Origin of the sequence: Microbacterium sp. (assembly GCF_049650565.1) — a bacterium.
In the GTDB taxonomy this organism is placed as follows: Bacteria; Actinomycetota; Actinomycetes; order Actinomycetales; family Microbacteriaceae; genus Microbacterium.
In genome coordinates, this window is record NZ_JBASAK010000085.1 from 12,547 (window position 1) to 37,938 (window position 25,392).

The 25,392-nt window shown below is 69.3% G+C and carries 26 protein-coding genes; 20 read left to right on the forward strand and 6 right to left on the reverse strand.

Translation table 11 applies throughout. The features are described 5' to 3' along the window. Positions 1 to 73 precede the first annotated feature (73 nt). The 13 genes from WA967_RS13600 (at position 74) to WA967_RS13660 (ending at position 14,064) form a co-directional block, all read left to right on the forward strand. On the forward strand, positions 74 to 1,387 hold the full coding sequence (locus WA967_RS13600) for an ABC transporter substrate-binding protein (protein ID WP_424423601.1): 1,314 nt from the start codon (positions 74 to 76) through the stop codon (positions 1,385 to 1,387). Further along, complete coding sequence (locus tag WA967_RS13605) at positions 1,384 to 2,295, forward strand: carbohydrate ABC transporter permease (protein ID WP_424423602.1); 912 nt, start codon at positions 1,384 to 1,386, stop codon at positions 2,293 to 2,295. The genes WA967_RS13600 and WA967_RS13605 overlap by 4 nt, the downstream gene beginning before the upstream one ends. Beyond that, complete coding sequence (locus tag WA967_RS13610) at positions 2,295 to 3,167, forward strand: carbohydrate ABC transporter permease (RefSeq protein ID WP_424423604.1); 873 nt, start codon at positions 2,295 to 2,297, stop codon at positions 3,165 to 3,167. The genes WA967_RS13605 and WA967_RS13610 overlap by 1 nt, the downstream gene beginning before the upstream one ends. Before the next feature lie 59 nt (positions 3,168 to 3,226). Next, positions 3,227 to 4,918, forward strand: a complete 1,692-nt coding sequence (locus WA967_RS13615) for an alpha-amylase family glycosyl hydrolase (protein ID WP_424423606.1) — start codon at positions 3,227 to 3,229, stop codon at positions 4,916 to 4,918. Between the two features lie 136 nt (positions 4,919 to 5,054). Beyond that, positions 5,055 to 5,999 carry a metal ABC transporter solute-binding protein, Zn/Mn family gene (locus WA967_RS13620; RefSeq protein WP_424423608.1) on the forward strand — a complete coding sequence of 315 codons (945 nt, stop codon included), beginning with the start codon at positions 5,055 to 5,057 and terminating at the stop codon, positions 5,997 to 5,999. Then, the gene (locus WA967_RS13625; RefSeq protein ID WP_424423610.1) at positions 5,996 to 6,847 is read left to right on the forward strand and encodes a metal ABC transporter ATP-binding protein; all 852 of its coding nucleotides are present in this window, start codon (positions 5,996 to 5,998) and stop codon (positions 6,845 to 6,847) included. Before WA967_RS13620 ends, WA967_RS13625 begins: the two co-directional genes overlap by 4 nt. Continuing rightward, positions 6,844 to 7,701 (forward strand): metal ABC transporter permease, encoded by an 858-nt coding sequence (locus WA967_RS13630; RefSeq protein ID WP_424423612.1) that lies wholly within the window; start codon positions 6,844 to 6,846, stop codon positions 7,699 to 7,701. Before WA967_RS13625 ends, WA967_RS13630 begins: the two co-directional genes overlap by 4 nt. Positions 7,702 to 7,807: 106 nt before the next feature. Continuing rightward, entirely contained in the window at positions 7,808 to 9,223 is a 1,416-nt protein-coding gene (locus WA967_RS13635; RefSeq protein ID WP_424423615.1) for a DivIVA domain-containing protein, read from the forward strand. A 72-nt stretch (positions 9,224 to 9,295) separates the two neighbouring features. Further along, positions 9,296 to 9,709 carry a Fur family transcriptional regulator gene (locus tag WA967_RS13640; RefSeq protein ID WP_424423618.1) on the forward strand — a complete coding sequence of 138 codons (414 nt, stop codon included), beginning with the start codon at positions 9,296 to 9,298 and terminating at the stop codon, positions 9,707 to 9,709. Beyond that, positions 9,706 to 10,749 (forward strand): permease, encoded by a 1,044-nt coding sequence (locus WA967_RS13645; protein WP_424423620.1) that lies wholly within the window; start codon positions 9,706 to 9,708, stop codon positions 10,747 to 10,749. The genes WA967_RS13640 and WA967_RS13645 overlap by 4 nt, the downstream gene beginning before the upstream one ends. After that, positions 10,742 to 11,527 (forward strand): TIGR03943 family putative permease subunit, encoded by a 786-nt coding sequence (locus tag WA967_RS13650; RefSeq protein WP_424423623.1) that lies wholly within the window; start codon positions 10,742 to 10,744, stop codon positions 11,525 to 11,527. The genes WA967_RS13645 and WA967_RS13650 overlap by 8 nt, the downstream gene beginning before the upstream one ends. Positions 11,528 to 11,834: 307 nt before the next feature. Then, positions 11,835 to 13,358 (forward strand): Ig-like domain-containing protein, encoded by a 1,524-nt coding sequence (locus WA967_RS13655; RefSeq protein ID WP_424423626.1) that lies wholly within the window; start codon positions 11,835 to 11,837, stop codon positions 13,356 to 13,358. A gap of 16 nt (positions 13,359 to 13,374) precedes the next feature. Further along, a complete protein-coding gene (locus tag WA967_RS13660; RefSeq protein WP_424423629.1) occupies positions 13,375 to 14,064 on the forward strand; it encodes a DNA-3-methyladenine glycosylase in 690 nt (229 codons plus the stop codon). Positions 14,065 to 14,103: 39 nt separating this feature from the next. On the opposite strand, the gene WA967_RS13665 is transcribed toward WA967_RS13660, so the two are convergent. After that, a complete protein-coding gene (locus WA967_RS13665; RefSeq protein ID WP_424423632.1) occupies positions 14,104 to 15,108 on the reverse strand; it encodes a LacI family DNA-binding transcriptional regulator in 1,005 nt (334 codons plus the stop codon). After that, positions 15,098 to 16,306, reverse strand: a complete 1,209-nt coding sequence (locus WA967_RS13670; RefSeq protein ID WP_424423634.1) for a Gfo/Idh/MocA family protein — start codon at positions 16,304 to 16,306, stop codon at positions 15,098 to 15,100. Before WA967_RS13670 ends, WA967_RS13665 begins: the two co-directional genes overlap by 11 nt. Before the next feature lie 189 nt (positions 16,307 to 16,495). Here WA967_RS13670 and WA967_RS13675 point away from each other — a divergent pair, with 189 nt between their 5' ends. The 6 genes from WA967_RS13675 (at position 16,496) to rpsN (ending at position 20,410) form a co-directional block, all read left to right on the forward strand. Further along, the gene (locus WA967_RS13675; protein ID WP_424423637.1) at positions 16,496 to 17,761 is read left to right on the forward strand and encodes an ABC transporter substrate-binding protein; all 1,266 of its coding nucleotides are present in this window, start codon (positions 16,496 to 16,498) and stop codon (positions 17,759 to 17,761) included. Then, positions 17,758 to 18,738, forward strand: a complete 981-nt coding sequence (locus WA967_RS13680; RefSeq protein WP_424423640.1) for a carbohydrate ABC transporter permease — start codon at positions 17,758 to 17,760, stop codon at positions 18,736 to 18,738. Before WA967_RS13675 ends, WA967_RS13680 begins: the two co-directional genes overlap by 4 nt. Beyond that, a complete protein-coding gene (locus WA967_RS13685) occupies positions 18,735 to 19,547 on the forward strand; it encodes a carbohydrate ABC transporter permease (RefSeq protein ID WP_424423643.1) in 813 nt (270 codons plus the stop codon). The genes WA967_RS13680 and WA967_RS13685 overlap by 4 nt, the downstream gene beginning before the upstream one ends. A 147-nt stretch (positions 19,548 to 19,694) precedes the next feature. Further along, positions 19,695 to 19,931, forward strand: coding sequence for a 50S ribosomal protein L28 (rpmB, locus tag WA967_RS13690; RefSeq protein ID WP_286300602.1), 237 nt, complete (start codon positions 19,695 to 19,697; stop codon positions 19,929 to 19,931). Continuing rightward, complete coding sequence (gene rpmG, locus WA967_RS13695) at positions 19,931 to 20,101, forward strand: 50S ribosomal protein L33 (RefSeq protein WP_344818724.1); 171 nt, start codon at positions 19,931 to 19,933, stop codon at positions 20,099 to 20,101. The genes rpmB and rpmG overlap by 1 nt, the downstream gene beginning before the upstream one ends. Before the next feature lie 3 nt (positions 20,102 to 20,104). Continuing rightward, positions 20,105 to 20,410 (forward strand): 30S ribosomal protein S14, encoded by a 306-nt coding sequence (gene rpsN, locus WA967_RS13700; RefSeq protein ID WP_298866388.1) that lies wholly within the window; start codon positions 20,105 to 20,107, stop codon positions 20,408 to 20,410. Between the two features lie 70 nt (positions 20,411 to 20,480). Here the strand turns inward: rpsN and WA967_RS13705 are convergent, their stop codons facing one another. The 3 genes from WA967_RS13705 to WA967_RS13715 are packed head-to-tail and all read right to left on the reverse strand — an operon-like array spanning position 20,481 to position 23,594. Beyond that, positions 20,481 to 21,533, reverse strand: coding sequence for an alpha/beta hydrolase (locus WA967_RS13705; RefSeq protein ID WP_424423647.1), 1,053 nt, complete (start codon positions 21,531 to 21,533; stop codon positions 20,481 to 20,483). After that, positions 21,533 to 23,182: a multicopper oxidase family protein gene (locus tag WA967_RS13710; protein ID WP_424423649.1), complete on the reverse strand. Its 1,650-nt coding sequence runs from the start codon at positions 23,180 to 23,182 to the stop codon at positions 21,533 to 21,535. Before WA967_RS13710 ends, WA967_RS13705 begins: the two co-directional genes overlap by 1 nt. Continuing rightward, positions 23,175 to 23,594: a hypothetical protein gene (locus WA967_RS13715; RefSeq protein ID WP_424423652.1), complete on the reverse strand. Its 420-nt coding sequence runs from the start codon at positions 23,592 to 23,594 to the stop codon at positions 23,175 to 23,177. Before WA967_RS13715 ends, WA967_RS13710 begins: the two co-directional genes overlap by 8 nt. A gap of 91 nt (positions 23,595 to 23,685) precedes the next feature. Between WA967_RS13715 and WA967_RS13720 the strand changes: the two genes are divergently transcribed. Further along, entirely contained in the window at positions 23,686 to 24,570 is an 885-nt protein-coding gene (locus WA967_RS13720) for a LysR family transcriptional regulator (protein WP_424423655.1), read from the forward strand. A 33-nt stretch (positions 24,571 to 24,603) separates the two neighbouring features. Here WA967_RS13720 and WA967_RS13725 read toward each other — a convergent pair whose 3' ends face one another. Further along, complete coding sequence (locus WA967_RS13725; protein ID WP_424423657.1) at positions 24,604 to 25,287, reverse strand: NADPH-dependent F420 reductase; 684 nt, start codon at positions 25,285 to 25,287, stop codon at positions 24,604 to 24,606. Positions 25,288 to 25,392: the final 105 nt, after the last annotated feature.

Below are 25,392 nucleotides of genomic sequence, written 5' to 3' on the forward strand. Positions count from 1 at the left end.
CAATCCAGTTGATTCGACCAATAGATTTAATCATCGGATCTGATCCATGAGGATCGGGACCCAGAAAGGCACGATGTTGTCTTCACGAAGAACACGCGCTCTCGCCATCGCTGCGACGCTCGTCCTCGCCGCCAGCGCACTGGCAGGCTGCTCGTCGGACGGGCGCGAGGCGATCCGCTTCACCTTCAGCAAGCGCGAGGCGATCGGCTTCATGACCGATCTGGTCGCGCAGTACAACGCCTCGCAGGACAAGGTGCACGTCGACATCGACACCTCAGGGGTGGATGTCGTCTCGGCCAGCTTCGTGCGCGGCAACCCGCCGGACATCATGCTGGCCAACTACAACTTCGAGGTCGCCCGCTTCGTGCAGCGCTGCGCGCTGAGCGACCTGTCCGGCACGGATGCCGCCTCCTCGGTGCGCGACGACCTGCAGCCGCTGATGGATCAGTACGGCTCCTGCGCCGGCCGTATCAGTGCACTGCCGTACTCGGTGATGGCCGCCTCCGTCATCTACAACAAGCAGATCTTCGACGAGCAGGGCATCCAGGTCCCGAAGACCTGGGATGAGTTGCTGGCCGCCTGCGACCAGCTGAAGGCCGCCGGCATCACGCCGTTCTACGCCACCTTCAAAGACGACTGGACGGTCGGACAGGGCTGGTACGACTACGCCGTCGGCGGCTCGCTCGACGTCGTCGACTTCTTCGGCGAGCTCAACGCCGAGGGCGCCGAGGTCGGTCCGCACTCCGCAGTGTCGTTCCAGAAGGACTTCGCGGGGCCCATCGGCAAGATGGAGAAGCTCGCCAGGGAGGATGTGAATCCGGATGCCGCGAGCCGCGGCTACGGAGACGGCAACCTCGCGTTCTCCCAGGGCAAGGCGGCGATGTACCTGCAGGGCCCGTGGGCGTTCAGCGAGATCGCGAAGACCGCACCCGACCTGGAGCTCGGCACCTTCCCGCTGCCGATGACGAACGACCCCGACGACCTGGCCGTGCGGGTGAACATGGATCTCGCCGCGATGATCCCCGAGGGCTCCCATCACAAGAAGGCCGCCCGCGACTTCCTGGAGTACCTGTACGAGCCCGCGCACATCAAGGCGTACAACGACTCGCAGCTCGGGTTCACCCCGACCCAGGGCGCCAAGGCGCCTGATGACCCGCGCGTGGCGGGCATGATCCCGTACTACGAGGAGGGGCGGATCTATCAGGGTCCGTCCGTGCTGGTGCCCAAGACCATCCCCGTCTTCAATTACGCGCAGGCGATCGTGCTCGGCGCCCAGCCGAAGTCGATCCTCAGCACGATGGATGCCGATTGGGCCCGCATCGCATTCCGCGCCCCGGTCGTGAAGAGCGATCCGTCGGCATCCGACGAGAAGGAGTCCGCCGAATGAGCGCCACGAGCACGATCGTCACCGCGGGCGATGCCACGCGCCGACGCAGCCACCGCCGTGTCGAGCCGATCTACTACTTCTTCCTCGTCCCGACGCTGGTGCTGTTCACCCTGGCCATCACCGTGCCAGGCATCATCGGCATCTTCTTCAGCTTCACCGACTCGATCGGCATCGGGTCCTGGAGCTTCAATGGACTGACCAACTACATCGCGCTGTTCGGCGATCCGGCCATCCTGCAGAGCTACCTGTTCACGTTCGGGTTCTCGATCGCGACGGTGATCGTCGTCAACATCGCGGCGTTCCTGCTGGCGGTGGGGCTCACCTCCCGCATCCGCTTCAAGGTGGGCCTGCGCACGATCTTCGTGATCCCGATGGTGGTCTCCGGCATCATCATCGCCTACGTCTTCAACTTCCTGTTCTCGAACTCGATCCCGGCCGCAGGCTCGGCTCTCGGCATCCCGTGGCTGGGAACCAGCCTGCTCGCGAATCCCGACCTGGCCTGGATCGCCATCGTGATCGTGACGGCGTGGCAGGCGATCCCCGGCACGCTGCTGATCTACATCGCGGGACTCCTCTCGGTGCCGGGCGACGTGTACGAGGCCGCCGACATCGACGGCGCCAGCAAGCGCCAGCAGCTGGTGAGGATCACGCTTCCGCTGGTGGCCGGCTACGTCGTGATCAACGTCATCCTCGGCTTCAAGGGCTTCCTGAACGCCTACGACATCATCGTCGGCCTCACCAACGGCGGTCCCGGAACCTCCACCCGCTCGATCGCGATGACCATCATCGCCGGGTTCAACGGCGGCGACTACGCCTACCAGATGGCCAACGCGACCATCTTCTTCATCGTCGCCGTGCTCATCTCGCTGCTGCAGCTCTCCCTGACCCGCGGAAGGAACGCGCTGTGATGTCGACGCAGACTCTGACAACCATCACCGCCGACGGCCGTCGGCCCCGCATGGAGCGGGTCAACTGGTCGGGCACGATCCTCCTGATCCTGTGCGCGGTGACCGTGCTGCTGCCGCTGTACGTGACCATCTCGATGGCCTTCAAGACCACCGGGCAGGCCGTCGACGGCAACGCCTTCTCGCTGCCTGCGCCGTTCAGCCTGGACGGCTTCGTCGAGGCCTGGAACCTCACCAAGTTCCCCGTCGGCGCTGCTGTCTCGCTGATGGTCACCGCCGGCACCGTGATCGCCACCATCGTGCTGGCGGCGTTCGCCTCGTACGCCATCGTGCGCAACTGGGACCGCCGGCTGTTCCGCTGGTCGTTCTTCTACCTGCTGGCGGCGATGTTCATCCCGTTCCCCGTGGTGGCGCTGCCGCAGATCCAGCTCACCGGCCGGGTCGGCCTGGACAACCCCGGCGGTGTCATCATCCTGGCCACCATGTTCCAGCTCAGCTTCAGCGTGCTGCTGTTCACCGCGTTCCTGCGGTCGATCCCGCTGGAGCTCGAGGAGAGCGCCCGCATCGACGGCGCCAGCACCTGGCAGACGTTCTGGCGCATCATCTTCCCGCTGCTGGGGCCGATGAGCGCGACGGTCGGGATCTTCGCCTTCCTGTACGCCTGGAACGACTTCATGATGCCGTCGCTGATCATCTCCGACCCCGCCCTGCAGACTCTGCCGGTGCGGCAGAACCTGTTCCAGACCCAGTTCAGCAACAACTACAACGTCTCGTTCGCCTCGTACCTGATGGCGATGGCGCCGGCGATCGTGGCCTACCTGTTCACGCAGCGGTGGGTCATGGAGGGCGTCACGCAGGGCGCTGTCAAGGGCTGACCCACCGTTCGCGCCCTTGAGCCTGTCGAACGGCCCTATCCACCTACCAAGGAGAATCCATGACACTCACGACCGATGCCGTCCCCGTCGGGGACTCCGCGATCGATGCCGACTGGTGGCGTCAGGCTGTCGTCTACCAGGTGTATCCGCGCAGCTTCTCCGACGCGAACGGCGACGGCCTCGGCGACATCCGCGGCGTCGTGCAGAAGGCAGACTACCTGGCCGGCCTCGGCGTCGATGCGGTGTGGTTGAGCCCGTTCTACCCGTCCGAGCTCGCCGACGGCGGCTACGACGTGGCCGACTACCGCGACGTGGACCCGCGCCTGGGCACGCTGGCGGACTTCGACGAGATGATCGCGGCGCTCCATTCCCGGGGCATCAAGGTGATCGTCGACATCGTGCCGAACCACTCGTCCAACCGGCACGTGCTGTTCCAGGCCGCGCTCGCCGCGGGCAAGGGCTCGCCCGAGCGCGACCGGTACATCTTCCGCGACGGCCTCGGCGAGCACGGCGAACTTCCACCGGCCGACTGGCAGTCCTGCTTCGGCGGCCCGGCGTGGGAGCCGGTCGGCGACGGTCAGTGGTACTTCCACTTCTTCGCCACCGAGCAGCCCGACTTCAACTGGGACAACCCCGACGTGCATGCCGAGTTCCTGCAGACCCTGCGCTTCTGGTCGGACCGCGGCGTGGACGGCTTCCGCATCGACGTCGCGCACGGGCTCAGCAAGGACCTGCCCGCAGCGCTGCCCAGCCAGGCAGAGCTCGACGCGATGGATGCCACCGGCGGCCGGCACCCGTTGTGGGACCGGGATGCCGTGCACGAGATCTACCGGGAGTGGCGGCAGGTCTTCGACGAGTACGACCCGCCGCGCATCGCCGTCGCCGAGGCGTGGGTGGCGACGGCCGAGCGGCGTGCCAAGTACGCCACCCCCGACGGGCTCGGTCAGGCGTTCAACTTCGATCTGCTGGAGGCCGACTTCGACGCCGCGCAGTTCCAGCGCATCGTGGCCGACAACCTCGCGCAGAGCGAGGTCACCGGCTCATCGTCGACCTGGGTGCTCTCCAACCACGATGTGGTGCGGCACGCCACTCGCTATGGTCTTGCGCCGCTGAACGGCAGCAGGGTCAAGCAGGGCTCGCACTGGATCCTCGCCGGGGCCCCCGCCGCCCAGATCGACCTGGAACAGGGCAGCCGCCGCGCGCTGGCCGCGACGCTGTTCCTGCTGGGGCTTCCCGGTAGCACATACCTGTACCAGGGCGAGGAGCTCGGCCTGCACGAGGTGGGCGACATCGCCCCCGAGGACAGGCAGGATCCCGCGTTCTTCCGCGGAGCGGATCCGGATCGCGATGGCCTCGGCCGCGACGGCTGCCGTGTCCCGCTGCCGTGGACGTCGTCGGGTGCGTCGTTCGGGTTCGGCGCCGGTGGCGCGCACATCCCGCAGCCGGGCTGGTTCGCGCAGTACGCCGTCGAGGCGGAGGAAGCCGATCCGTCGTCGTCCCTGAACGTGTACCGCCGTGCGCTGGCGCTGCGTCACGAGCTGCAGACCGTCGAGGAGCTGGAGTGGATCCGCACGGGGTGCGCCGACGTGCTGCGCTTCGCCCGCCCGAACGGCTGGCAGGTGGTGACGAACTTCGGCACCGAGCCGTTCGATCTGGGCGAGGATGCCGGGCGCTTGGTGCTGTCGACGCAGCCCGTCTCGGGCGGAGCGCTGCCCGGTGAGGCGACGGCCTGGATCGCGCCTGCGGCCTGACCGGACGTTCTCAACGTCCGGAAGGCTCGCTCTCGGATGCCGGAGTCGCCGTCTCCTGACAGAGGGTGCGGCGATTCCGGCATCCGCAGCACTCGCCGAGTTGAGAATGGTTCTCATTAGCGATTAGCATGGGGCCATGCGAAAGACTCCGGCTATCACAGCGCTCTTCACCGCCGCCGCTCTTGTACTGACGGGATGCGGCTCCGCAGCGGACGGTCAGGCCGAGGACGGGCGCGTCCAGGTGGCCGCATCGACGAACGTCTACGGATCCCTGGTCGCGCAGGTCGGAGGCGACCGCGTCGACGTCACGAGCCTGATTGCCTCGAAGGCGCAGGATCCGCACTCCTACGAGGCCACCGCGCGTGACAGGCTCGCCGTGCAGCACGCCGACCTCATCATCGAGAACGGCGGCGGCTACGACTCCTTCATGGAGCAGCTGCGCGAGGGTTCGGACGCCGTGGTCATCACCGCCGCCGAGTTCTCGCACGACTACCCCGGAGCGACCGTCGAGGAGGACGATCACAGCAAGGACCACGAGGGTCATTCGCACATCGAGGGCTTCAACGAGCACGTGTGGTTCGACGTGCACACCATCACGCACGTGGTCGAGCGGATCACCGACGGTCTGACGAAGCTCGATCCGGCGGGCAAGGCCGGGTACGCGGCGAGGGCCGAGAAGGTCGCCGGCGAGTTGACCTCGCTGCAGGCCGATCTGGACGCCCTGCATCAGAAGCACGAGGGGCAGAAGGTGTTCATCACGGAACCATTGCCCGGGCTGCTCGCCGCAGCGGCGGGGCTGGACGACGTCGCGCCGGACGGGTTCGCCTCCGCCGTGGAGGAGGGAGACGACGTCGCGCCCGCGATCCTGCTCGACGCACTGCACGTGGTCGAGGACGGCGAGGTGCGCGCGGTGCTCACCACCGCGCAGACCGGCGGCTCCGAGACGACGCGGGTGACCGACGCCGCGAAGCGCGCGGACATCCCCGTCGTGACCTTCTCGGAGCTGCTCGGGGCAGATCAGTCATATGCTCAGTGGATGCGCTCCGCGATCGACGACCTCAGCGCCGCCCTGGACCGATGAGCGGTACGCCGGCCGGCGTGAGCGCACCCGTGCTCAGCATCCGCGGCGCCTCGCTGCGTCGCGGTGACCGCGAGCTGTGGGCCGGACTCGATCTCGACGTCGCGGCCGGCGAGTTCATCGCCGTGCTCGGGCCGTCCGGCTCCGGGAAGACGACGCTGCTGCGCAGCATCCTGGGCCTGCAGCCGCTCTCGGCCGGGAGCGTGGCCGTCGACGGCACCGCGGCCCGCCGCGGAAACTCCCGCATCGGCTACGTGCCCCAGCAGCGCCCCTTGCCGCCGGACACCAGCCTGCGCGCCCGCGACCTGGTCGCGCTCGGCGTGCACGGCATCCGGTTCGGACTGCCCATCCCGCGCCGCGGCGACCGCGCCCGCGTCGATGAGCTGCTGAAGGGCGTGGAAGCCGCGCACTACGCCGACCGGCCCGTCGGACTGCTCTCCGGCGGCGAGCAGCAACGGCTGCGCGTGGGCCAGGCACTCGCCGACGACCCCGTGCTGCTGCTGTGCGACGAGCCACTGTCGAACCTCGACCTCGCCAATCAGCGCGCGGTCGCCGAGATCATCGACCGGCGTCGCCGCGAGCACGACACCGCCGTGCTGTTCGTCACGCACGACGTCAACCCGATCCTCGATCGCGTCGACCGCATCCTGTACATCGCCGGCGGGCGCTTCCTGCTCGGCACGCCCGACGAGGTGCTGCGCACCGAGGTGCTCACGGCGCTGTACGGCACGCCCGTGTACGTGTTCCGCACCGGCGGGCGGCTGGTCGTCGTGGGCGTGCCGGATGCCGAGACGCGCCACGACGAGGACGCGGCCCAGATCGGCATGCTGCCCGCCGGAGGCGCCGCATGATCCCGGGGCTGGACTGGGGCGACATCTTCTCGTTCCAGGACTACGGCGAGCTGCTGGTGCTGCTGTCCAACTCGCTCCTCGCGGGTGCCGTGCTGGGCATCGTCGGCGGCCTGATCGGCGTCTTCGTCATGCAGCGCGACCTGGCCTTCGCCGTGCACGGCGTGAGCGAGCTGTCCTTCGCCGGCGCGGCCGCCGCGCTGCTGTTCGACGGCAGTGTGGTTGTCGGCTCGGTCGCCGGCGCGCTGGTCGCCGCCGTCCTGATCGGACTCCTCGGCGTGAAGGCGCGCGAGCGCAACTCGATCGTGGGCGTGCTCATGCCGTTCGGCCTGGGCCTCGGCATCCTGTTCCTCTCCCTGGTGCAGGGCCGCACGGCCAACCGCTTCGGTCTGCTGACCGGGCAGATCGTCTCGGTCTCCAACCCCGACCTCGGCTGGCTGATCGGCATGAGCCTGATCGTGCTGGTGGGACTGCTGCTGATCTGGAACCCGCTGCGCTTCGACTCGCTCGATCCGGAATCCGCCGCCGCGCGCGGCGTGCCGACCCGTGCCGTGAGCCTGGTGTTCATGGTGCTGCTGGGACTGATCGTCGCGGTCAGCGTGCACATCATCGGCGCGCTGCTGGTCATGGCGCTGCTGGTCACCCCCGCCGCCGCCGCGATGCGGCTGTCGGCCGGGCCGCTGGCCGTGCCGCTGCTGGCGGCGCTGTTCGGCTTCGTCTCGGCCGTGGGCGGCATCCTGTTGGCGCTCGCCGGGACCCTGCCCGTCAGCCCGTACATCACGACGGTCTCGTTCCTGATCTACCTCGGATGCTGGCTCGCGCAGCTCCTGCGCACCCGAATCCGCCACGTCGCCTGACGCCGGTCATTCTCCGTCCGGGCGGCGAAGACTCGTGCTCGCCGCGGAATGAGGGGGATGAGATCATGTATCCCGGGGCAGAACACGTGAGAAAGGGTGACGTCCGGTGAGCGAGACGCACGAGTCCGACAATGCGCAGAGCGGCGACTTCTTCGACCAGCTGCTGACCTCGAACCCGGGCAAGGAGCACGCGTCGTTCACGCAGGGCTTCCGCGGGTACGACAAGGCCGAGGTGGATGCGGCCATCGCCACGCTGCGCGACCAGGTCGCGCGCCTGACAAACGACCGCGAGACGGCCGACGCCCGTCACCGGGAGGCTCTCGAGGCGCTCCGGGCCCAGCACGAGCGTGCGCTGGCCGATGCCGTCTCCGGCAACGAAGAGCGTCTGGCGCGGCTCGAGGACGAGCTGGCCGCGGCCCGGGCGCAGGCCGAGGACGCCGCCGCCCAGGTGAGCACCCTCGCCTCCGAGCTGAGCGATGCGCCCAAGGATGCCGACGAGCCGCAGAGCCGCCAGCAGTTCGAGGCCGTGCTGCGCGTGGCCGAGGACCAGGCCAGCGTGCTCATCCACAACGCAGCCACCCAGGCCGAGCGCCTGCTGCAGGCCGCCCGGGAGGAGGCCGAGGCCAAGCGCGCCGAGCTGGCCGCCGACGTGGCGCGCATCACCGCGCAGGCCGAGCACGACGCCGACCAGGTGCGTCTGCGCATCGACACCGAGCTGACCGCACACCAGGCCCGTCTGCAGCGCGAGTCCGCGCATGCCGCCGAGAAGGTGGCGCAGGCCGAGCAGGAGGCGGCGACCGTCCGCACCGAGGCCGAGAAGGGCGCCGCGGCGCTGCGAGCCATGGTCACTCGCGAGACCACCGACCTTCGGGCGGACGCCGAGCGCGAGGTGCGCGAGATGAATGCCCGCGTGCTGGAGTTCGAGGAGACCCTCACCCGCCGTCAGGACGACGCGCAGCAGGAGTTCCTGGTGCTGCACAACCAGGCCGTGTCGCACGCCGAGCGCATCACCACGGATGCCAATGAGCAGGTCGCCGCGTCCCTCGACCACGCCCAGCGCATCTCGGCGAAGGCCGACGACTACGAGCGCCTCATGCGCTCGCAGGCGCAGGCCATCGAGGCCGAGGCGCAGGTGCGCTCGCGCGAGACGCTGGATCGCGCCCGTGCGAAGGCGCAGAAGATCATCGACTCGGTGACCGGGCACGCGACGGCGGCACTGCGGGATGCCGAGGACCGCACCCGCCAGCTGCGCTGGCAGCAGCAGCAGCTGAACAGCTTCATGGCCGAGGTGCGCGAGCTGATCCGTCCTGAGGGCGTGCTCGCGTCTCCGGCATCCGCTTCTGCGGCGGACGCGGGAACGGATGCCGGCGACTCTGCGGATGCCGGCGACACACTCGACACCGAGCTCGGCGAGCTTCTCGAGACCTCCGGCGGGGACGCACCGCGCGAGGATGACGCATCCGATGGCCCCGATGACGTGTCCGAGGAGAAGCTCGACGAGGGGGAGCCCTCCCGCTCCTGACCGGCGGGCGCCGCCCGACCACGCAGGCGAGCGCCCGAGCGGCGCACAGCCGCCCGGCCTAGACTCGGGTGCATGGCTCAGCGGAACACCTGGCAGCGCGAGCGCGTGCGCGACGCGCTCGCCGATGCGCGCGGTTTCGTGAGTGCGCAGACGCTGCACGCCGATCTTCGCCAGGAGGGCACCGGCATCGGTCTGGCGACCGTGTACCGGGCACTGGCGGGGCTCGCGGCCTCCGGCGAGGCCGACTCGCTGCAGAGCCCCGAGGGCGAGGCGCTGTACCGCGCCTGCTCCACTCAGCGTCATCACCACCACCTGATCTGCCGCTCGTGCGGGCGGGCCGTGGAGATCGAGGCCAAGGATGTCGAGCAGTGGGCGCAGCGCACCGCGGCGGCCAACGGCTTCCGCGAGGCCGAGCACGTCGTGGACATCTTCGGCCTGTGCGCGGAGTGCGCCGCGCGCCGCGACGCCGCCGGAGCGGGCGAGTGACCTCAGCCCCGCCGCGCACGACGGCCGCCACGGCGCATGCGCATCGGCATCCGCCCCGCCGCGTGCCGACCGGACGCGCGATCGCCGTCGGCGTCGGCATCCTCGCCGTGCTCGTGCTGATCGATCTGCTCGTGCCGAACCTGTTCTCCCAGGCTCTGCCCGATCGCGCGCAGGATGGACTGACCCTCACGCTCAGCGTGCTCATCGAGGCGCTGCCGTGGGTGATCCTCGGCGTGGTCCTGTCGATCGTCGTGCAGGTGTGGCTGCCCGCGGATGCCGTGCAGCGCTGGCTGCCCGAGAACGCCTGGGTGCGCCGTGCCGTGCTCTCGCTGCTGGGCATGTTCATCCCGGTGTGCGAGTGCGGCAACGTGCCCTTCGCGCGCGGCCTGATGATGCGCGGCCTCGCCCCCGCCGAGGCGCTGACCTTCCTCGTCGCGGCACCCATCGTCAACCCGATCGTGATCCTCACCACGCACGCCGCGTTCGGCTGGGACGGCGGCATCCTCGTCGCCCGGCTCGTCGGCGGATACGCGATCGCGAATCTCATCGGCTGGATCTACAGCCGGCACCCCGACCCGCAGAGCCTGCTCACCGAGCGGTTCGTGGAGACCTGCGATCACATGGTGCACGAGCCCGGCTCGCCCACCCGTCGCAGCCTGATCCAGTTCCTCGTCGAGCTGCGCGCCGTGATGCCAGCCCTGGTGATCGGCTCGGCCCTCGCCGGCGCCGTGCAGGTGCTCATCCCGCGCGACGTGCTGCTGGCGATCGGCGCGAACCCGGTGCTCTCGATCCTCGCGATGGTCGTGCTCGCGATGACCGTAGCCATCTGCTCGAACGTCGACGCGTTCTTCGCGCTGTCGTTCGCCTCCACGTTCTCCTCGGGCGCCATCATCGCGTTCCTGCTGGTCGGCCCGCTGGTCGACCTGAAGATGCTCGCGCTGCTGCGCACCACGTTCACTGCGCGCGTGCTGGCGGCGCTGGTCGCGCTGGTCGTGCTGAGCGCATGCGCCATCGGGATCGGGGTGAACGTCTTTGGCTGATTCCACCGCCGAGGAGCGCCGAGAAGGCTTCCACGCGCTGTCCTCCCGCTGGCTGGGGCTGGGCCTCGCGACCGTGATCGCCGTGGTGACGCTCGGCCTCGGCCTCACGGGCCGGCTCACGCTGTACATCAGCCCCGACACGGTCTGGTTCGCGTGCGCGGCAGCCGTCGTGATGCTCGTGCTGGCCGTCTGGTCATGCACGCTGCCGCCGGGCGCGGAGGGCGACCACGACCACACCGGGTCGGCGCCGGGAGCGGATGCCGGATCGCACCGGCGGCGGATGCTGCAGACGATCGCGGTCGTGACCGGCGGCGCCATCGCCTCGGTGGTCGTGCTGGCCGCGCTGGTGCTGCCGCCCGCGACCCTGTCCGCGCAGCTGGCGGTGTCGCGCGCGGGGGAGAGCACGGTGCTGTTCGCCGGCACCGATGACATCGCCCTCGGCGTCGCCGACACGACGACCTTCGGGGTCGGGGACTGGGCCAGTGCCTTCGCGACCTCGAGCCGTCCGGAGGACTACGACGGCGCATCCGTCACGCTCATCGGCTTCGTCACGCCCGGGGAGGGAGGGGATGCCGGCCTGACGAGGATGACCATCACGCACTGCGTGATCGATGCCCGCCCCGCCACCGTTCCGCTCGCCGGCGTCGCCGGCCGGTACGAGACCGGGCAGTGGGTGGAGGTCACCGGGACGGTGCACGCGGATGCCGACGGCACTCTGCGCATCGAGCCGACCACAGTGAAGAAGGTCGCCGAGCCGAAGGACCCGTATGAGTACTGACGGCGACCAGCCTCTCACCAGGGCCGAGCTGCGCGCCCGGCGGGCTGCTGAGGCCGCCCGCACCGCCCAGGACCCTCGCACCGCCCAGGAACCCGGTGACACTCCGGGGGCCGACACGCCAGATGTCGGCCCGATCCGGGGGATTCGTCCGCAATCTGGCGTGTCGGCCCCCGATCTGGAACCTCCGTCCCCCGAACCGCCGTCCCCCGAACGCCTTCCCGCGGAAGCACCGCCCGCCGAACCGCCGTCCCTCCGGCATCCGCGTCCGGCGATACCGGCTCCGACCTCGCCCATCACCACCGGACTCGTGGTCCCGTCCCCGCCCTACCGCCGTTCGTCGGAGACTGAGGATGCCGGTCCGGCTCGCAGCACGCCGGCGCCCGACCGCACGGCGGACCACGCCGAGGCGCCCGACGGCACGTCCGGCCACTCCCCCGGCCTCCGCCGGCCCGCGGACCCGCGCAGCCGCCGCTTCGCGATCACGCTCCTGTCCGTGCTCGGCGTGCTCGCCCTCGTGGCGGCAGGACTCGGCGTCGTGAGCCTCACGGAGGGGCCGCGCATCAGCCAGGCCTCCGTGGACACGGCCCAGGCCGTCCAGACCTCGGGCAGCCGCCTCACCCTCACGCTCAGCAGACGTGTGGACGCGATCGACGCGAAGCAGGTCAGCATCACCCCCGCCGTGCCTTTCACGGTCGACGCGGCGGGCCGCAGCATCGGTATCCGCTTCACGAACGCGCTGAACGACTCGACGGACTACACCGTCAGGATCACGGGTGTCACCGCCGCGGACGGCGGTCCCGAAGCCGACCTGAAGACGTCGTTCACCACGCCGGCATCCCGCATCCTGCTGCTGCAGCGCGCGCCGGGCGCGAAGAAGGACACCATCTTCACGACCGACCTCACCGGAAAGCGGGCGACGCCGGTGTTCCAGCACGCGCGCATCGACGACTACCGGACCACGGCCGACAAGATCGTCGTGGCCGTCGAGGACAAGAGCGGATCCCGCCTGATCGTGATGAACCGCGACGGATCCGGCCAGCGCGACCTGAAGCTGCCCGGAGAGGGCTATGTCTCCTCGGTGCAGCTCTCCGACCGGGGCGGCTACGTCGGTTACAGCTACTCCGATCGCGACCTCACAGAGACATCCGGGCGCGCGAGCGTGCTGGTCACTCAGCCGCTGGACGGCAAGGGGAAGCCCCGCATCGTGCAGGTCGGCGGCAAGGACGCCGGCATCACGGAGTGGCAGTTCGTGCCGGACTCCTCGTCGCTGCTGTTCGTCGACTTCGATGGCGCGCTCGGTCTGCAGGATGCCGCCGTTTCGCCCGACGTGAAGTCCATGGGCACCGCCGCCGGCATCCTCGGCATCAGCAGGGGCACGCATACCGCCGTCATCCAGCGCACAGACGGCACCGACGTGCAGCTGGGCCTCGCAGACGGGAAGGAGTCGCCGCTGCCGGCATCCGATCCCGACTACGGCGACGCCGACGAGATCATCCCCTTCCCCGGCGGCACCCTGCGGCACGTCACCCAGCGCGACGCGAGCGGGATGCCCACCGGGCAGGCCCTCGTGCGCGTGGACGAGGCGGGCAGGGCGACCATCGTGACCGAGGTGAGCGGGACGGATGCCATCCAGCAGACCTGCGTGTCGCCGAGCGGCCAGTACGCGGCCGTCGTGATCGCCCCCGACCTGCCGAACAACCCCTATGACGACCTGCTGCTGCCGCTGCCGACCACGCTGCACACGCAGCTGTTCGAACTCAGCGGCAAGAAGGAGCTGCCCACCCTGAGCGGCTTCGACATCTCATGGTGCGGGCAGGCGCCGCAGCCGTGAGCACGAAGGAGTGGGGATGACGCGTTTCGCCGAGCGAGATGATCTGCTGGGGCTGCCCGTGGAGGTGGCGCCGCACCTGCTGGGTGCGCAGCTGATCACCATCGTCGATGGGGTGGAGACCCGGCTGCGGATCACCGAGGTCGAGGCGTACCACGGCAAGGGCACCGGACCCGTTCCCGACCCCGGCTCGCACGCCCGGATGGGCTACACCGCGCGCAACGCCACCATGTGGGGCGAGTCCGGGCATCTGTACGTGTACCTCAGCCACGGCATCCACTCCTGCATCAACGTCGTCTGCGGCCCGAAGGGCGAGGCCGGCGGAGTGCTGCTGCGCGCCGGCGAGGTCGTCGTGGGAGCGGATGCCGCCGCCGAACGCCGCGGTGTGCCCACGCCGCTCAGCCGCACCGCTCTGAGGGACCTCGCCCGCGGGCCGGGACGCCTGGCCAAGGCCTTGGGCGTGCAGCACGCCCTGCACGACGGCATCGACATCGCCTCGGGGACGGAGATGAACGGCGCAACCGCGCGCCTGCTGCTGGCCGACGAGCTGGCTGACGTCTCCGCCGGCCCTCGTGTGGGCATCGCAGGGACCGCAGGGACCATGGCGTTCCCGTGGCGGTTCTGGATCACGGGCGACCCCACCGTGTCGCCGTTCCGTTGGGGGCGAGGCGCCGCCGAGGCCGCCGCGGCACTTCGACGGGCTCAGTGACCCGGCGGAAGCGGGCTCAGTGACCCGGCGCTCGAGACGTCAGGTGCTGGGGGTGCAGCCGCAGGACTCGCGGATGCGGAGACGGGTCGGATACGCGCGATGCTCTCGCACGGCATCCGGGTCCATCAGCAGCTGCACGGCCGTCCTGGCCATCCGCTCCATCGGCTGCACGGCCGTGGTCAGCCGGGGCCACACGAAGTCCGCGACCACCGTGCCGTCGAACGACGCGATGGCGATGTCGTCGGGCACCCGCACGCCGTGTGCGCCGAACGCGGCCAGCATCCCGATCGCGATCTGATCGGATGCCGCCAGCACGGCGCGCGGCCGCGTCGGCCTGCGGAGCAGCTGGAGCGCGGCGTCGTAGCCGCCCCGGTAGCTGAATGGCGCGTGCACGAGGGCGCCCGGAGGCAGCTGCGCGGCGGAGAGGGCCTCGCGCCAGCCGCGCTCGCGCTCGTCGTAGCGCGCGGCGCTGCCGACGAACGCGATGTTCCGGTATCCATGCTGGATCAGGTGCTCGACGGCTTCGCGTGCTCCGCGCGCGAAGTCCACGCCCACGCTGTGCAGCCCGTCGGTCTCGCCGAACTGGCCTATAATCACGGTCCGGATACCCAGCGATTCCACGAGGGACTGCTCGCCGGCCGTCAGCACGTCGGCGATGATCAGGCCGCCGATCTGCCGGGATGCCAGGTCTCGGATCTGCTCGGAGGTGGCGGTCTGCGTGCGGTCGGAGTTCACGATCAGCAGGGAGCGCCCCGCCTCATCGGCCGCCTGGTCCAGCGCGTGGCACAGTTCGGCGAAGAACGGGCTGCGGTTGTCGTACACCAGCAGGCCGAACATGTCCGACGATCCCTTGGACAGCGCCCTGGCTGCGGCGTTGGGGCGATAGCCCAGCACGCGCACGGCGTCGAGCACGCGCTCGCGGGTGAGCGGGGCGACCGTCTTCGGGCCGTCGTTGAGCACGTAGCTGACGACGGCGGTGCTGACGCCCGCGTAGCGGGCGACATCGGCTCGGGTGATCGAGCGGGGGCGGTGGTCAGCCGGCATCCGGTGCTCCCATGTCGGGGATGGCGAGGCGCTCGCCGCCTCGGCGGGCGGATTCGTGCGCGATGACGCCGGGCAGTGTGAACCGTGCGGCGCGCCAGGCGTTCACAGGCGGCAGCGTGTGGTCCTCCACAGCCCTGACGAAATCGTCCACGAGGAAATGGTGGCTGCCCTCGTGACCGTTGTGCAAGTTCGCCAGCGCCGCCGGGATGCGCCGCCGATCCTCCTCGTGCACGGCGGCGTACCCCGAGACGAACGCGCCGCGCAGCGCGGGCGCGACATCGGCCAGCGACGGGTCGTCGGGAGAGACGGACGGATGCGTGTCGATGAGGTGCGAGATGTCCTCGACGCCCTGCCGGTTCTGCCACACGGTGGTCAGGGCGAGCTGCTCGAAGGATCCCTCGGTGCCGAACCAGCGGAAGCGGGACTCCCGCAGGTGCGACGGGTAGCCGACACGGCGGAACTCGTTGGTGCGCATGGATCCGCCGCCGGCGAGTTCGAACAGGGCGGTGGCGTTGGAGTAGTCGTTGTCGAACTGGCTCACGGCCCGGTCGAAGACCCCGTCGCCGCGCTGGTCGACGACGCCGATCGCGGAGACCGAGGTGGCGTGGGTGTCCCACGCGCCCAGCACCCCGCCGATGGAGTGCGTGGGATACAGCAGCGGCGGGTAGCTGGCCGTGGCCTTCCAGTTCTCCCCTCCGGAGTACTGGTACGCCTCGTAGAAGCCCAGATCCATGTCGTGGACGTAGTCGCCCTCGCCGTAGAACAGCCGGCCGAACTCGCCCGCGGCGACCTTGCGACGCGCGAACACGGTGGCGGGGTTGTAGTAGCTGGTCTCGCCCATCATGTACGTCAGTCCGGTCTCCCGGACCGCGTCGATGATCGCTGCGATCTCGTCGACGGTGATCGCCATCGGCACCGCGGAGTACACGTGCTTGCCCGCCCGCAGCGCCTGCACGACCAGCGGCCCGTGCGTCCACCGCTGTGTGAAGATCGCCACCGCGTCGATGGCCGGCGAGGCGATCATCTCGTCGAACGACGCGAACGTGCCGGCAAGGGCCGCATTGCCGACCAGCTCGTCCGCGCGGGAGCGGATGACGTCGGTGACGTGGACCGCGGAGACACCTGGATGGTGATGGAAGAGCGTTGCGAACTGACCGGCGAACTGCCCCGCGCCGACGAGACCCAAGGAGAACGCCATGTGAGCGAGTCTTCCATCGCGCGTCTACGGGTGTCAACATGGCGAGAGGCCCCGAATCCATGCCCCTCAGAATGGATTCGAGGCCCCTCTGTACCCCAGTGATCTACGCGGGTAACATATCATGAACCGAACGACTGCGCATCAGTTTCTTCTGATCGACGATGATGCCGAGAACAGCGAGGACCAGACATGACGACAATCATCAGCTCCAAGCGCGCGCTGGCCGTGGTCGCGGTGGTCGCGACGGCCGGAATCGGACTCACGGCCTGTTCCGGTGACACCGGGGGCAGCGGTGACGGCGGCAGCGTGAAGATCGAGATGCAGACCAACTTCGGGTCGACGGACCCGTCGCTCAAGGTGCTGCAGAAGCTCACCGACTCGTACGAGAAGGACAACCCGGGCGTGAAGATCGACCTGGTTCCCTCGACCGACACGTACGAGAACGACATCAAGGTGCGGCTGGCCTCGAACGACATCCCGGACATCTGGGCGACCCACGGCTGGTCGCTGCTGCGATACTCGAAGTTCCTCGAGCCTCTGAACGACCAGCCCTGGGCCAAGAGCTTCAACAAGGCGCTGGCGCCGGCGATGGAGAACTCCGACGGTCAGTTCTTCGCTCTGCCGATCGACACCGACGTCGCCGGCATCGTCTACAACCGCACGGTGCTGAAGGATGCCGGGATCGACCCGACGAAGCTCACCGACTGGACGGCGTTCGAGCAGGCGCTGAAGACGCTGAAGGACGGCGGGATCACCCCGGTGTCGTCCTCGGGCAAGGACAGCTGGTTCGCCGGCAACATCACCGACTTCATCGGCTCGGGCGACTTCACGCAGAAGGAGCTGGACGGGTTCAAGGACGGCACCTTCGACGAGAAGGGCTACACCCGCATCCTCGACCACGTCTCCACCTGGCAGAAGAACGGCTGGTTCAACCCGGACTACTCCTCTGCCACGACCGACGACCTGGGCCGCGCGCTCGCCGAGGGCAAGACCGGCTTCGTGTTCGTGCAGAACTACCTGGTCGCGACAGCCCTGGGCTTCAACCCGAAGGCGGATCTCGGCTACATGCCCATCCCGTCCGAGAGCGGCCAGCCGTTCCTGGTGGGCGGCGAGGGGCGCGCCTACGGCGTCTCCAAGACATCGCCGAACAAGAAGCAGGCGCTGGACTACATCGCCTACCTCGCCGAGCCCGGCAACCTGTCCAAGCTCGCGAGCTCCATCGGCGGCATCCCCGGCCTGACCGACGCCACCAGCGACCTGGGCGTGCTGCAGGCCAGCTACGACCAGTTCGTGAAGCCCGGCGACCTGCCGCTGCAGCCGTACTTCGATCGGGTGTACCTGCCCGGCGGCATCTGGGACACCATGGTCACCACGACCGACGGCGTGATCACCGGCCAGATGGCGCCGGCGGATGCCGTGAAGCAGATGAAGTCGAGTTACGACTCGCTGCGATGACCACCGCTCGAGCGGTGCATGAGCCGAAGCGGGGGAGCGCGAGGGGCGCCCCCCGCTTCGCGAACAGATCCGGGCCCCTGAGGCTGCCTGCGGGTCGCAGCATCCCGCACTTCGCGGGGCGGAGCCTGAACCTGCTGCACCTGCCGGCGCTGGCCGTGCTGGGCGTCTTCATGCTGTGGCCGCTGCTGAACGGCGTGCTGCTGTCGCTGACGAACTGGGACGGCTTCTCGCCGGACCGCGCCTTCGTCGGCATCCAGAACTACCTGCGGCTGTTCGAGGATCCCAACTTCCGCACTGCGCTGGGCAACACGTTCCTCTACGGCGTGGGCTCGACGATCCTGCAGCAGGTGATCGGACTGGGGCTCGCGCTGGCGCTGGACCGGCACGTGCGGGGCCGCAGCATCGCGCGCGCCATCATCTACCTGCCGGTGCTGGTCTCGCCGGTGGTGATGGGCACCATGTACTACCTGTTCCTCTCGTACAACGGCGGCGGACTCAACGACCTCGTGGTCGCGCTGGGCGGGCAGCGCACGGCGTGGCTCAGCGACTCGGGCACGGCCATCGCCATCGTCGTGCTGGTCAACTCGCTGCAGTTCGTCGGTATCTCGATGGTGATCTACCTGGCGGGGCTGCAGTCCATCCCCACCATGTACTTCGAAGCGGCGACGCTCGACGGTGCGAACGCCGTCCAGACGTTCCGCAGCATCACGCTCCCGATGCTCCAGCCCGCCTTCGCCACGAGCATCGTGCTGAACCTCATCGGCGGCCTGAAGCTCTTCGACGTGATCCAGGTGCTCACCGCCGGTGGGCCCGGCTACGCCACGCACTCGGTCTCCACGCTCATCGCGAAGATGTACTTCGGCAGCCAGCGGGCCGGCTACGCGTCGGCCATGGGGGTCGTGCTGTTCCTGATCATCGCGATCTTCACGCTGGCGCTGAACACCGTGATGAACCGGCGCAGGATGGAGCAGCTGTGAAGGCACGGCTGGCCATCGGTGCGGGAGTGCTGCTGGCGGTCCTCCTGCAGCTGCTGCCGTTCTACATCACCCTGACCTCGGCGCTGAAGGCGCGCAGCGACCTGTCCTCGCAGTGGGTGCTGCCCTCGGGCGGCATCCACTGGCAGAACTTCGCGACCGCCATCGAGGAGGGCGGCATCCTGCGGGCCATCGGCAACAGCGCGATCGTCACACTGGGCGCCACCGTGCTGGTGTGCGTGCTGGGCGCGCTCGCCGCGTACCCGCTCGCGCGGCGCCCCACTCTCGGCAACAGGCTCGTGCTGGCGGGCGTGGTCGGGCTCATCATGATCCCGCCGCTGTCGATCCTGGTGCCGCTGTACTCGATGATGAGCCAGTGGCACGCCATCAACACCTACTGGGGCACGATCCTGGTGATGACGGCCACACAGTTGCCGCTGGCGATCTTCCTGTACTCCGCGTTCATGCGGGGCCTGCCGGTGTCCATCGAGGAGGCCGCCTCGGTCGATGGGGCGAGCGCCGTGCAGGCGCTGTTCCGCGTGGTGGTGCCGATGCTCAAGCCGGTCACCGCCACGGTCGTGATCCTCACCAGCGTGAACGTGTGGAACGACTACGCGCTGAGCGTCTACCTCATGCGCAGTCCCGAGATGCGCACCATCGCGCCGGCCACCGCGACGTTCTTCTCCGCCACCGCCAGCGACGTGGGGGCGGCGGCCGCGGCATCCCTGCTCTCCGCCCTGCCCGTGCTGGTGGTCTACCTGGTGCTGCAGAAGTACTTCATCAAGGGCATGGTGGCCGGTTCGGAGAAGTGAGCGGACTCTGGTAAAGTAGCCCCTTGTCTGTGCACGCTCCTGTGCGCAGTTCGTGCGCTGGGTCCCTGAGCCTGTCGAAGGGCCGGCGCGCAGACAAGGGATCTTGGGTGAGGCCGTCCGGCCTCACGGTAGAGAAGGAGTCACAACATGGCAGCAGTGTGCCAGGTGACCGGTGCTGTTCCCGGCTTCGGTCACAACGTCTCGCACTCGCACCGCCGGACGAAGCGCCGCTTCGACCCGAACGTGCAGAAGAAGACGTATTTCGTCCCGTCCCTCGGCCGCAAGGTCACCCTCAACGTGTCCGCCAAGGGCATCAAGGTGATCGACGCCCGTGGCATCGAGAAGGTTGTCGCTGACCTCCAGGCGAAGGGTGTGAAGCTCTAATGGCCAAGAAGGCACAGGACGTCCGTCCGATCATCAAGCTGCGTTCGACGGCGGGCACCGGTTACACCTACGTGACCAGGAAGAACCGTCGCAACACCCCCGACCGCCTCGTGCTGAAGAAGTACGACCCGGTGGTCCGCAAGCACGTCGAATTCCGAGAGGAGCGTTAAGACATGGCCAAGAAGAGCAAGATCGCCAAGAACGAGCAGCGCAAGGTCATCGTCGCCCGCTACGCGGAGCGTCGTGCCGAGCTGAAGAAGACCCTGGTCGACGAGACCGCGACCGATGAGGCCCGCGAGGCCGCTCGCGTCGGCCTGCAGAAGCTGCCGCGCAACGCGTCGCCGGTGCGCGTCCGTTCGCGTGACGCCATCGACGGTCGCCCGCGTGGTGTCCTCACGAAGTTCGGCATCTCGCGTGTCCGCTTCCGTGACATGGCGCACCGCGGCGAGCTGCCCGGCATCACCAAGTCGAGCTGGTAAGCAACTTCCAGTCGGAAGGGGCGAGGATCTTCGGATCCTCGCCCCTTCCGCGTCCTCGGACCGTGCCCGCTCAGGTCACCGCGTTCAGGAAGATGCGGACGGCATCCACGACCGCGGTGAAGCGCACCGAGCCGGTCAGGTCGAAGTTGTGCTGCGCACCGGGCAGGACGACGCGCAGCACAGGATGAGACGAACCGCCGCGCAGCGCCTCGGCGAAGGCTCGTGACGAGTCCGGCGGCAGATACGTGTCCTGTCCGCCGTCGATGAGGAGGAACGGCGGAGCGTCGCCACCCGTCAGTCGAAGGGGATCGCCTCGGGGTGACGGGTCTTCCCAGTACGGACCGTAGTAGCCGAAGAACCCGACGACGGCCTCTGCCTTCTCGCAGCCGAGCGCGAGGAGCGCGGCCAGGTGCGCCCCGGCGGATGATCCGACGAGGACGACCGACTCGCGGGCGCCCAGCTCGGCCGAGTGCTGCCGAGCCCAGGCCAGCACGGCCCGTCCGTCGACGAGGTGCTCGGGCAGTCCGGCGGCGGGGCGCAGTCGGTAGTCGGCGGTGATGCACACCCATCCGTCGCGTGCCAGTCGCGTGAGCAGGGTGCGCGACGTCCGTCGTCTCCCTCCGGAGGAGTACCCACCGCCGTGGAAGAACACGAGCACCGGATGCCGCGCGTGCGCGCTGAGTGGCGTCCAGACGTCGAGCCGCTGCCGCCGGTCAGGCCCGTAGGGGATATCAGGGATCCGCCGGATGCTCCGGTCGGGCAGGGGGAAGGGCCAGATCAGGCCGCGGAGCGCCGGACGCACCGGGGCGAGTCCGAAGCGCGCGAATTCCGCGGTCAGGGCGCGGGCCGAGGCGGCCCCACGGGCGGCGACGACGGCGAGAAGCGAGATCGTGACGCCCGCGAGGGCGACCGATGCGGCATCCGCCCACGTCAGACCAGGGTTGATGACCGCGAATGCGAGAGCCAGGACGATCCAGATCGCGGGGTACAGCGGCAGTTCGCGCACGACCTGCCCGACCGCGAACGACATCAGCGCGAGAGGGCGCGGGCGGCGCGGCGCCCAGCATCCGAGCACTGCGATGCAGGCGGTCAGGAGCGCCGTGATGAGCAGTCCGGGCAGCATCAGACGACCTCCAGATTCGCCATCATGCCCATGTCCTCGTGCTCGACGTTGTGGCAGTGGAACAGGTACCGTCCGCGATAGCCGTCGAAGCAGGTGATCACCTCGGTGGACTCGCCGGGGCGCAGCGAGACAGTGTCCTTGAGGCCGCCGTCGTGGGCCAGCGGCGGCCGACCGCCGCGGGTCAGGATGCGGAACCCCGCGAGGTGCAGATGCACGGGATGGTGCACGTCGGCGATGAACCGCCAGATCTCCACTGAGCCCAGACTGGTGGTGACATCCGTGCGCGCCGGATCGAAGGGCTTCCCGCCGATCACCCAGCCGCGACCATGCCCCGTGCCGCCCGCGCGGAAGGCGAACTCCCTGGTGACCGTGGCCTCGCTGCGCGACCAGTGCGGCACGTCCGGATCCAGGGCCCGGGGGATCGCGCTCTCGTCGCGCACCCGCCGGGCGATGTCGAACGCCATGATGTCGCGGGTTCGCCCTGCGCCGAGACGATTGCGCAGCCGCACCCGCGATCCGATGCGGGCGCGAGTGAGATCCAGGATCAGGTCGTACCTCTCCGCCGGCGCGAGGGGGACCGTCTGCAGCTGCACAGGGTGCGACAACAGGCCCTGATCGGAACCGACCTGCACCAGCGGAAGCCGCCTGCCCTGCTCATCGACGGCCTCGACCTCGTAATGCCGGGCGTTGGAGGCATTCAGCATCCGCAGCCGATACCGGGCGGCATCCGCCTCGTGCACCGGCCACGGCGCGCCGTTGACGAGGACCACGTCTCCGAGCACTCCGGCGGCGAACGCCGGCTCCACCCCGGGCCGCGAGCGCAGCGCAGGGTCGAGCGACGGGTACCGCAGCTCGCCGTCGGCGTCGAAGGACCGGTCGCAGATCATCAGCGGCAGCTCGTGACCTCCGCGGGGAAGCGGCAGCGAATCCTCGACGTCATCGCGGATGAGATGCATGCCCGCGAGCCCCCGCCAGACGGCCGGGCCGGTGAAGTCCATGCGATGGTCGTGGTACCAGAGCATCGTCGCGCGCTGCTCGAGGGGGTACTCATACGCTCGGGAGCCGACCTGGACGTCGGCGCGCGGATCGTGCATCGGCGCCGGCATCGCCTCGCCTGACATGCCGTGCGCGTGCGCGTGCGTGTCAGACGGAGTGATCTCCCGGGTCGATGCGGGAGGGGGCTCCTGCGGCCATCCCTGCGGGAGGATGAGATCGGTCGGGTAGCCGTCGGATGCTGCGGGTGTGCGGCCGCCGTGCAGATGCACGGCGGTGGGAACCGGCAGCTCGTTGCGGACTCGCACCTGCACTGATCGGCCTCGGCGCGACTCGATCGTGGGCCCGGGGAACGACCCGCCGAACGTCCACAGCCGCGTCCGCATGCCCGGCAGGATCTCCGCGTCGGCGACGCGCTGGACGATGTCGTAACGATCCGATCCGTCACTCGACACCCGACTGAGGGTCGGCGGGATCGGCAGCGGCAGCGCGTAGGGAGCGGGCAGGCGTGCGGCGCTGCGGAGAAGCTCCCCGGTGCTCGCGGGGTGACGGGAGAGTGCCGCTGCCGATCCGATGCCGCCTGCCACCACCAGTCCGGCCGTGGCACCGGCGGTCAGCAGCTGCCGGCGGGTGAACTCCGGCCCGTGCTCACGCATCCGCGACGCTCCTCTCGGCGCGGAGGCGTGCGGGTGACGGGAGCATCCACAGTGCCATCGCCGTGATGGCGGCACCGGCGACGACGGCGACGCCGAGCGGCAGATGAAGCCAGAGCGTGCCGTCGAGGCCTGCGATGTACTGGGTCGTCTCCGCCGCGACCAGCAGGACGCTCAGCACCGTGGGCCACCATCGTCGTGCCTGGACGGTGACGATGAACGCGAGGACCAGCTGGAGCAGCCCGAGGGCGAACACGATGTCCGCGCCGCGGGCGTGCAGTTCGAGACCGCGGATGCTGCCGCTCAGGTACACCCCCGCGAAGACCGGCTGCCCGAACACCGTGACGGCATGTGCGAGGGCCGCCCAGCGAAGCCATCGCAACGATGCGGGCGGTGGTGAGGTGGGGTGCGCCATGATGGCATTGTCATGCCTGATCTGATCTTCTGTCGAAGACCAATAGTTGTATGCGGGTATGATCGATCGATCATGACCCCGGAGGTGTGCGATGGATGTGAACGCACTGCGGCAGTTCCTCGTGGTCGCCCAGCACGAGCATCTCAGTCGAGCAGCTCGTGAACTGCACATCGCGCAGCCGGCCCTGAGTCGCACGATAGGCCGGCTGGAGGCGCAACTGGGTGTTGAGCTCTTCGACCGCCGCGATCGCATGCGGCTGAATGCTGCGGGTTCGATCTACCGCGCTCACGTGCAGCGCGCGCTGGGCGAGCTCGATGCCGGCGCCCGCGCGATCGACGAGGCGCAGCAGATGGGGGCGGGACGCGTGGCGGTCGCCGCCGAGTCCCTGTTCACGCTCATGGGGGCACTGGGAGCATTCAAGCGCGCGTCACCGCGGACCGAGATCACGCTGAGCCAGGGATCGTCCGATGATCTCGTGCAGGGTCTGCACGCGTGGGAATCCGACCTCGCGCTGCTGTCCCAGCCGGCCCGAGGCGGGCAACTGCGCATCCGGGAGCTGGTCAGGGAGCAGGTGCACCTCGCGACACCTGTCGGACATCCCCTGGCAGGGCGGGAGGCCGTCTCCATGGAGGAGCTCGCGACCGAGCCGTTTGTCACGACGAGGCGAGGCCACTGGCAGAGAGAGCTGCTCGAGCGGCTGTTCGCCGCGCGTGGCCTGGCGCCGCGCATCGTCTGCGTGAGCGACGAGCCCGGCGCGACCGCAGGGATGATCAGCGCCGGCATCGGGATCGGCCTCCTCCCGCGGATGGCCCGGATGTGGAGCGACGAGGCGCCGATCGCGTGGGCGGACGTGGATGATCCGCAGTGCATGCGAGTGCTCTCCCTGGCATGGCGTCCCGACCTGTCCGATGAGGGCGCACCGGCCAGGCTGCGCGACCACCTGATGCGATGGGACTGGTCGCAGGGCGCGCTCTGACGGGGCGGTTCCGACGTCGACGGGCCTGTGTACTCAGCCGCCGTGGCGGGCGGCGCTCAGCGCAGCCCCGTGCTGCTCGGCTGCGGCATCCATCAGCTCGCGCAGCCTGCCGGCGGTGACGTTCGCGCCGAACGTCGGGTAGCCGGGCTGCAGCATCACGCCGTCGGCCAGGGCTCCGACCGGCACGGCGTCGAAGCCCAGCGCATCGACGAGCGCTGAGACCGCTGCGACGTCAGAGGCGTCGTCACCGGCGACGGCGATGGCCTTGCGATCGGCGCTGCCCGCAGGACGCGACTCGTCCTCGAGGTCGTGGTAGCCCATGTGGTTCAGCGCTTTCACGACGCGCGCGCCGGCGAGGTGCGCCGCCACGATCTCGCTGGTCGAGGTGCGGGGATCGTCCAGATCGTCGCGGATGCCGTCGGTCTCCCACCAGTAGTTCATGGTGTCGATCACCAGCTTTCCCCGCATCAGCTCGGCGTTCAGGGTGTCGTGCTTGCCGAGGGGGAGCGCGAGCACGACGATGTCGGCCTGGCGGATCGCCTCGTCGGCGAGCACGGCCGTGGCGCCGGGCACCAGCACCTCCACGGTCAGCGCGATGCGCGCAGGTTCCTGGGATCCGGCGATCAGCACGCGGAAGCCTGAGGCGACGGCCAGCCGGGCCAGTGTCGTGCCGACCTTGCCGGCGCCGAGGATGCCGATGGTGGTGGGTGCGGTCACGGATGCTCCTCGGGTGCGGTTCTCGGCGGATTCAGGCATGGACGGCCCTGCCGTCCTTGGTGATCTGTGCGACGTCCCGGCGTGTGGGATGCCAGGCGTCGGGGT

Coding starts and splice junctions, on each gene's coding strand:
- WA967_RS13710 (WP_424423649.1), bottom strand. CDS start 23,182: ATGCGTGAGCACGGGCCGGAGTTCACCCGCCGGCAGCTGCTGACCGCC.
- WA967_RS13600 (WP_424423601.1), top strand. CDS start 74: ATGTTGTCTTCACGAAGAACACGCGCTCTCGCCATCGCTGCGACGCTC.
- WA967_RS13620 (WP_424423608.1), top strand. CDS start 5,055: ATGCGAAAGACTCCGGCTATCACAGCGCTCTTCACCGCCGCCGCTCTT.
- WA967_RS13715 (WP_424423652.1), bottom strand. CDS start 23,594: ATGGCGCACCCCACCTCACCACCGCCCGCATCGTTGCGATGGCTTCGC.
- WA967_RS13605 (WP_424423602.1), top strand. CDS start 1,384: ATGAGCGCCACGAGCACGATCGTCACCGCGGGCGATGCCACGCGCCGA.
- WA967_RS13680 (WP_424423640.1), top strand. CDS start 17,758: ATGACCACCGCTCGAGCGGTGCATGAGCCGAAGCGGGGGAGCGCGAGG.
- WA967_RS13660 (WP_424423629.1), top strand. CDS start 13,375: ATGACGCGTTTCGCCGAGCGAGATGATCTGCTGGGGCTGCCCGTGGAG.
- rpsN (WP_298866388.1), top strand. CDS start 20,105: ATGGCCAAGAAGAGCAAGATCGCCAAGAACGAGCAGCGCAAGGTCATC.
- WA967_RS13705 (WP_424423647.1), bottom strand. CDS start 21,533: ATGCTGCCCGGACTGCTCATCACGGCGCTCCTGACCGCCTGCATCGCA.
- WA967_RS13610 (WP_424423604.1), top strand. CDS start 2,295: ATGTCGACGCAGACTCTGACAACCATCACCGCCGACGGCCGTCGGCCC.
- WA967_RS13625 (WP_424423610.1), top strand. CDS start 5,996: ATGAGCGGTACGCCGGCCGGCGTGAGCGCACCCGTGCTCAGCATCCGC.
- rpmG (WP_344818724.1), top strand. CDS start 19,931: ATGGCCAAGAAGGCACAGGACGTCCGTCCGATCATCAAGCTGCGTTCG.
- WA967_RS13675 (WP_424423637.1), top strand. CDS start 16,496: ATGACGACAATCATCAGCTCCAAGCGCGCGCTGGCCGTGGTCGCGGTG.
- WA967_RS13630 (WP_424423612.1), top strand. CDS start 6,844: ATGATCCCGGGGCTGGACTGGGGCGACATCTTCTCGTTCCAGGACTAC.
- WA967_RS13640 (WP_424423618.1), top strand. CDS start 9,296: ATGGCTCAGCGGAACACCTGGCAGCGCGAGCGCGTGCGCGACGCGCTC.
- WA967_RS13720 (WP_424423655.1), top strand. CDS start 23,686: ATGGATGTGAACGCACTGCGGCAGTTCCTCGTGGTCGCCCAGCACGAG.
- WA967_RS13665 (WP_424423632.1), bottom strand. CDS start 15,108: ATGCCGGCTGACCACCGCCCCCGCTCGATCACCCGAGCCGATGTCGCC.
- WA967_RS13615 (WP_424423606.1), top strand. CDS start 3,227: ATGACACTCACGACCGATGCCGTCCCCGTCGGGGACTCCGCGATCGAT.
- WA967_RS13670 (WP_424423634.1), bottom strand. CDS start 16,306: ATGGCGTTCTCCTTGGGTCTCGTCGGCGCGGGGCAGTTCGCCGGTCAG.
- rpmB (WP_286300602.1), top strand. CDS start 19,695: ATGGCAGCAGTGTGCCAGGTGACCGGTGCTGTTCCCGGCTTCGGTCAC.